We start from the raw sequence: 6336 nt of genomic DNA, 5'->3' as shown, positions 1-6336 counted from the left end.
GGCTAAGTATTCTAGTAATAGCGTTGGCTTAATTGCCTTCCACTAGCGTCCGTACAACGGTTAGTATACGATAGTATGCTAGGAGGATAATAGGTCGAAACATCCTCCCGTGAGGACACTATACGGGTGTTCCGCCAGTCTGGATTTATTAAGGTGATTATAGTGCAGGATATCCACCTCTTCCCATTCCGAACAGAGAAGTTAAAGCCTGTAACGCCAATGGTACTATGAAACATGGGAGAGTAGGTAGTCGCCGTTTTAGTTATGAATCATTCCGAAAATCCATAGGATTTTGTTCGAAAAAGTTTTCACAGATAATCTGGTTACGTTCTGCATCGGATTTGAAATCATTCCATTTATAGCCGTAGTCATCCAAAAGTTCAATCTGTTTTGCTTGGGTAAAGTCATTCATTTCGCTGCTTCCGGTAAGCCATAGCTGACGATTGTTGACTAAAGCTTTTACTTCCTCAACTGTTAGTGCGTCCTGGAGCAACTTTTTAGGATTACCCTTGTATCTCTCGAATAATTCAAGTTCTCTGGCATTTGAATCAGGCATGAGCTTTTCGTTGTAGATATTAGGTTCGCAATACCAGAATTCACGATCTGATATTTTGAGACAGAACTGGAGATTATCGGGGTCAGTACATGTAATATTGGGATTGAAAAGGTTTTGCATCATTTCTTAAGCCATTTATTGAATCCTTCAAGATTTTGCCGTAATTTTTCTAAGTTGGTAAAAGGAGATTTCAAAGGGTCTTCGTAACAATCAACAAATAGAATTAGAATACACCAAAGTATATTCTCATACACATCTCCTTCTTTATAGTCAGTTTTTAATTCTCGTTGAAAAATCTCATTAAAACGTTCATTATCTGCATTCAGTATATTAGCCCCAATCTGTGTAAAATTTATTGTAGCAAAATCATTCAAGTTCATTGAGGTGTAATTTTTTGATTACTATTTTTACTTCTTCAATGTCAATAGTATGCTTGAAGCTATGCCATTTGACAGATTTGTAATCATCAGACGAAATAGTATTCTCTGCAAAATCGATGTGGATATTGTTGAGTTTTTCTTCTATTGTTTCACCTCCGGTTTGTAAAGGGATCAGGTTTGCAAATACTCCTTTTTCGTAGGATTGGAGTAAACAACGGATTCGGTTGATTTCGAGAATGATTTTCCCATTTCCCTGAGTAGCTTCTACATTGCATCGCTGGTCTTTGGTTCCATCCAATAGAATATATTCAGGTTTTACAGGACACCAATAACTATCGAAGTCAAGAAAAACACATCCCCCCCATAATTCGGGCTTACAAAATCCCATGATTGTGTATCCGGGGAAGTCGCAAAAACAATAGTTGCGAAATGTACAAGTTTGTCCAGCTTTTAGGTTGTAAGGCGAATCGGGCAGAACATCGAACAGGTTTTGGGAAATTTCAATATTATTGTCTTTAACCCATTTATAGAATTCTTCTCTGTAGGATTTCATATTAAGTTTGCTTATAAACAGGATTTAGAAATTCTTTCATTATCTGATAGTTGAGTCTGCGCCCTTGAGTTTGCCCTATGTTTTCCAACTCCTTGATATCATCATTAGAGAGTTTCTTGTCTTTTTTCATGTCTTTGAGATACTGCTCAAATGCATTTTTATCAGTAAATACACCTAAATCCATGCTATCCCTGTTATGCCAAGCCTTGCAGCTATAAAACAGGATTACTTCGTTCTCTTCCATAGTAGTATATTTAAGCAGTTTGTTTTAATATATCAGAGAACACAATCGCAAATACATCCTCGAAAAGTGGAGCTAAGACCTGCATTTCCTGATTTGTAGGGTAAGGGTATTTGTCCGGAACTTCATAACTTTCGAATGTTTTGATGTTTGCTAAATAGTCGTTGTGGTGACCTTGCTGAGCGAGTTTATAAACTACATACATCTCGAATGCCCGTGCCGAGAGTTCAATTATTGTAGCCCAGTATTTTTTAGTTTTCACCTTGTCTATTTCTTCTGAACGGTCATAGAAAGGACTTTTTCGAATAGCTGAAGTAAGTTTACTAAACACTTCTGATAGCAGGCTGTTGTTAAGATGCCGGGGCTGATCAGTTGCATATGTATACCCTTTTCCCTCACAGATACAGATGTAGTTATCGAGGGCATGAAACCATTCATGTGCTAACGATCCTGCGCCTTTTGTTTTAGTCAGATTGATTACTCTTTTTAGCGGTTCGTAATGTGCCATAGCTTTTCCGCTACCCCTTGCTCCAAAAGCCATTGCGAGTGTGTTATCTAAGGATATAGCACGATTGCCTATTCCGAGTATTTTGGCAAGTACCGAAAGTGCATCGTATGCCTCGTTAAGACAGGCAGCACGTTCTATCTGATTTACCCAGTTGCCAAATTCGACTCCCCTAAATGGGAATACAGTTGCGAATACTTCCGGTGATATGTCTTTGCCTTGACGGTAATCTTCCCCTAAGCGAGGACGGTTCCAGTCATTGCGTTCATTGGGCACAAAGCGGATTTCCTTGTACTTTCTCTCTAGTTCATCGTGTTTATTCAGTTTCCAATCTCTAGCTTCTTCTAAGGTTAGCCCTTTTACAATAACAATACTAGGCTTTCCTTTCGGACAAATGAACCGTTCTTTACTTAGGGTATAGTAACGTATTTCATACTCTTGTTTTGATAGAGCTTTGCCTTCTCCGGTATTTTCATTTATCCATTTTACACATTCGCTTACATCACGATTGCGATATTCTATACTTTGTCCTTTAGTAACGGCAAACTCTCTTGACATGCACCATTCTGATGGTGGTATTATACGGAATGGAAACGGATTGAATTCCTCTTCGGGAAAGTTTGTTGCTTTCATCATCGACTCATAGGTTTTAAAGTCGGGCGTTAAGAACATGGTATTATAAATAAACGATTCTTCGTTATTTAGTCCTGATTTTATCAGTGTTATCAGATTCATCGTATTTTCAGCCCAACTTCTCAGACCTCTAGATCTGGGTTTCTTGCGGATGGATTCGTACAGGAAGCGCAGTTTTATTGCAGAATCTGCATCTATGAGCTTTTGAGAGTACATCTTCACAAAGTCCGGGCGTGGAAATGATTTTGAGAGTAGTTGTGAAAGTAGGCTTTGACTTGTTATCTGTGCGATCCTTGCAGAATATTCCTGAGCCAGGTCTTTCTTGGCTCCACCTATTTTTTGACCGAAGTCTTGTATTTTAGTTGTTGTTTCCATGATGTTTTTTGATTATAAAGGGGTATCGATACTATTCTTTCCCTGATTGATGAAGGGCATCTTCAAATACACCTAACCGCTTATTGATATTTATTATCCTTGATTTTATCGCTTTTCGAATTCAGATAGTATGTATATTTACCCATACCCATATAGCGGACCCTTCTCCACCATAACTAGTAGAGGGTAAACAATAAAAGAATAGTTATTGTATTATATTATAAAAAGTTATATGTATAAAGTAACCTAAATAATATAAAAACCATCTGTTTAATTGTCAGAGTTCAACACGTACAATCTCCCCGTTGCCCTTACTTGTTGCTTTCGCCTCATGGTGTTGCCTGTTGTCGGTCCGTAATACAGAGCAGGACATTTAGTAAGGGTGTTGCCACTCGTTTTGATACCTTTATAGGCATCTCGTTCTTATGTTTAACTCCCCGGAACTGATATAAGAGGGGTGTATTAAAGATTAGTAGTCTGGCAAAAAAAGGTTTGAGGCTTTGGCAGGGGGGCTACCGGCGATTCCCGTATCTCAGGTATATTTCTATCCGGATAAAAGATTTACTCAGAACATTGGCTCCGGTATTCTTTTTTTAATACCACTCTCATCGGATATGGCAAGCGGTAATTCCAGCGGGAAAATTTTCCCGCCTAGCACGTTTTAAGACGTATGTATATGAAAAAAATAAACGCAAATGCAGCTGAAAATAGCAGATAGCCGGAACACCATATTGTCAGGCTATCTGCTTTGGAATTATAGATGCCGGGTATTTTTAAGCTGCGGGTGCAGTTACCAATATCTCATCTTTGGCAGTCTCTTTTCCGGTATTATTCTGTGTTTTCTCATTTGTTTTGTTGGCTTGTTTTGCAGCATTTTCCAACGCTTTTTCCACCTCTCTAGCCTCTTTTTCCTTTTGTTTCAAGTAATCCTCCGTTCGGAATTTCAAGGCATCAAAAGACGCTTTTGTAGCTCTGTGAATCGCAGTTTTGTAATCTCTGGCAGTACGTTCAAAGTCCTTTTTGGTAGGCATTAAACCAATTTTCGCCCATACAGAAGAATCCATTTCAAAAGTTGCAATGTTTACACCTTTGTCAGAATTAATGGCAATTTTGGAGGGTGTTGCAGCACGGAATTTAGTACGAATGCCGTCATTATCCTCTCTGAAAGTCATTTCCGCATCCTTTGCAGCCCATAACGTCGAAATGATATTTTTCCATACTCTGAAAAATTCGTCTTCCTGCCTTTTGTCGTTTTTGTCGCTAATTTCAGTCTTTTTAGGCTCAAAATCAGTACCGAAAAAATGTTGAGCCGTTTGTGTACCGTTTGAAGAGGTGTAAACAAACAAAATACCTGCATGATCTGACGCTAAGTTTTCTAATTGAACTGCATTTAATTTAGAAGTAGCCATACTATTTATTATTAGATTATTACTATGCAAAAGTGCATATTGTCAGCACCGGGGAATCGAACCCCACACCCCGCTCAAAAGAGGGAGGTGGCAGATACCTTACTGCATGCCTGTATCCCGCACAATTCTTTCACCTGAATTTATGCGGGATATCAATTTCTTTTTTTCGCCTTATTACAAAAACGTACTATATTTACAATCTGTTTGGCACAGACAGCAACCCTTGCTACTCCGATTCCGCAAGGTTTTATGTACAGAAATACTCTTTTTGAAGAGTAACGGCACACTTTGGGCACGTCTCAGACCTTTTCCAGTCTGACAGTTAACAGTAAGGCGGTTTGCGGCTGGTGATTATGGGTATAGCAAGGGCATATACTCTTTTCTCAAGCTCCGTATGGTCTGTTTTTACCATATTACACATTTTATCTCCGTGCGTACTGGACGCTGGTTATGGCATTATTCCTGTGCTTCCTCTTTGGCTATACGGTTTAAATACAATCTTAGATTATACCTGGCAATCCCGCATAGTTCAGGCTGTCGCCTTTTTTCATAAGTGATTGCTATATCGTGCCGGTAGTGCTGATTTGCTACCGGTGGTTAGACACTGCAATGTCCACGGCTATTTAATATTATCATACACTACTATTGTTCGTGTACTTTCTTTGACCTTATTAGGGTTCTTTGTTTCTGTCTCGCTTAAAGCGGTTTTTACTTTTTGTTTTTAAAATCTAAATGTTTTGTTTTTGTTTCTCTTTTTGTTCGGCTCTTTTGCCGTTCGAGATTAAGACTATTATAAAATCAATATTCTAAAGTGCCAAATGTTTTAGTACTTATTATTCAAAGTATCGGTTTTAAAACGTTGTTTTTTTTAAATATAAACGCGCGTATACACGACTTCAAGCGATTTATATTCAGATAGTTAAATCAATATTTTAGAAAAATGAAAAATAATCCATTTTCACAAAAACAAAAAAGTATCAGATTCTATGTGTGTGTTATTCTGATAGTTCAACTCTGAATATGTAAATATCATAATATCAGACAGATGTGTTTTGTCTAATTTGATATTTAAGTAGTATTAATTGAAATAACTATCAAAATATCACATTTCCAGTCGATAAACCCATAAATAAGCCTTATTTGGGGTTTAAGTGTCTTCTTTTATAGAAAAAAGACATTGTAATTACCTGAATATATGCACTATAACTTTTTTAAAATAACAGGGAGGGTTGCGCGCGCAGTGCGGATTCCATATCTGTGCTCCGGCTGAAATTCCAAGTTTCGTTTTTGCTGATAGATTTTATTGATACTAAAATTCATATTTTCAGGCATGATAATTCTACGTTCCAAATCTTAATTTGAGAAGGAAATATCGGAATTTCGGATAAATTGATATGTCGTTATTGCCGCAGATTTAATTCATATAACTCTATATATATTGATGCTTTATTTTAAATTTAATGTATATCATAACTTGTTGTTAATTGGGGAATAAGGACTAAATTCAGCTCTGTTTTATGAAAATTGAACTATATATAATGGATTAGGCAGCTGATTGTCAATTTAGCTAGCCTGAATTCCTTACTTATGGTATAACAGTCTCTGAGTTACTTTTTTGCTTACTTTATGATTTCAAATACTCTTATGTAATAATTGGATATTAAATATCTTTTTATATGGCAAA

General features: G+C 37.2%; 6 protein-coding genes and 1 rRNA gene. 1 reads left to right on the top strand and 6 read right to left on the bottom strand.

The annotated features are described in order from the left end of the window. Positions 1 to 149: 149 nt before the first annotated feature. A 5S ribosomal RNA gene (gene rrf / locus IR022_RS08710) occupies positions 150 to 259 on the top strand. Between the two features lie 3 nt (positions 260 to 262). On the opposite strand, the gene IR022_RS08705 is transcribed toward rrf, so the two are convergent. The 6 genes from IR022_RS08705 to IR022_RS08680 form a co-directional block, all read right to left on the bottom strand. Continuing rightward, the gene (locus tag IR022_RS08705) at positions 263 to 679 is read right to left on the bottom strand and encodes a hypothetical protein (RefSeq protein WP_194203442.1); all 417 of its coding nucleotides are present in this window, start codon (positions 677 to 679) and stop codon (positions 263 to 265) included. After that, positions 676 to 936 carry a hypothetical protein gene (locus tag IR022_RS08700; protein WP_194203441.1) on the bottom strand — a complete coding sequence of 87 codons (261 nt, stop codon included), beginning with the start codon at positions 934 to 936 and terminating at the stop codon, positions 676 to 678. Before IR022_RS08700 ends, IR022_RS08705 begins: the two co-directional genes overlap by 4 nt. Next, positions 923 to 1489, bottom strand: a complete 567-nt coding sequence (locus tag IR022_RS08695; protein ID WP_194203440.1) for a hypothetical protein — start codon at positions 1487 to 1489, stop codon at positions 923 to 925. Before IR022_RS08695 ends, IR022_RS08700 begins: the two co-directional genes overlap by 14 nt. A 1-nt stretch (position 1490) precedes the next feature. Next, a complete protein-coding gene (locus IR022_RS08690) occupies positions 1491 to 1733 on the bottom strand; it encodes a hypothetical protein (RefSeq protein WP_194203439.1) in 243 nt (80 codons plus the stop codon). Positions 1734 to 1743: 10 nt separating this feature from the next. Next, positions 1744 to 3243 carry an LPD5 domain-containing protein gene (locus IR022_RS08685; protein WP_194203438.1) on the bottom strand — a complete coding sequence of 500 codons (1500 nt, stop codon included), beginning with the start codon at positions 3241 to 3243 and terminating at the stop codon, positions 1744 to 1746. 773 nt (positions 3244 to 4016) lie between these two features. Next, positions 4017 to 4652, bottom strand: coding sequence for a hypothetical protein (locus IR022_RS08680; RefSeq protein ID WP_194203437.1), 636 nt, complete (start codon positions 4650 to 4652; stop codon positions 4017 to 4019). Positions 4653 to 6336: the final 1684 nt, after the last annotated feature.

It is taken from the genome of Dysgonomonas sp. GY617 (genome assembly GCF_015233815.1).
Taxonomy (GTDB): Bacteria; Bacteroidota; Bacteroidia; order Bacteroidales; family Dysgonomonadaceae; genus Dysgonomonas_A.
Note: the sequence above shows the minus strand (reverse complement) of the source record. Positions and strands in the feature narration are given on the sequence as shown.

Bases quoted from the DNA above. Each gene is read 5' to 3' on its own strand.
- IR022_RS08705 (WP_194203442.1), bottom strand. From the start codon at position 679: ATGATGCAAAACCTTTTCAATCCCAATATTACATGTACTGACCCCGAT.
- IR022_RS08700 (WP_194203441.1), bottom strand. From the start codon at position 936: ATGAACTTGAATGATTTTGCTACAATAAATTTTACACAGATTGGGGCT.
- IR022_RS08695 (WP_194203440.1), bottom strand. From the start codon at position 1,489: ATGAAATCCTACAGAGAAGAATTCTATAAATGGGTTAAAGACAATAAT.
- IR022_RS08690 (WP_194203439.1), bottom strand. From the start codon at position 1,733: ATGGAAGAGAACGAAGTAATCCTGTTTTATAGCTGCAAGGCTTGGCAT.
- IR022_RS08685 (WP_194203438.1), bottom strand. From the start codon at position 3,243: ATGGAAACAACAACTAAAATACAAGACTTCGGTCAAAAAATAGGTGGA.
- IR022_RS08680 (WP_194203437.1), bottom strand. From the start codon at position 4,652: ATGGCTACTTCTAAATTAAATGCAGTTCAATTAGAAAACTTAGCGTCA.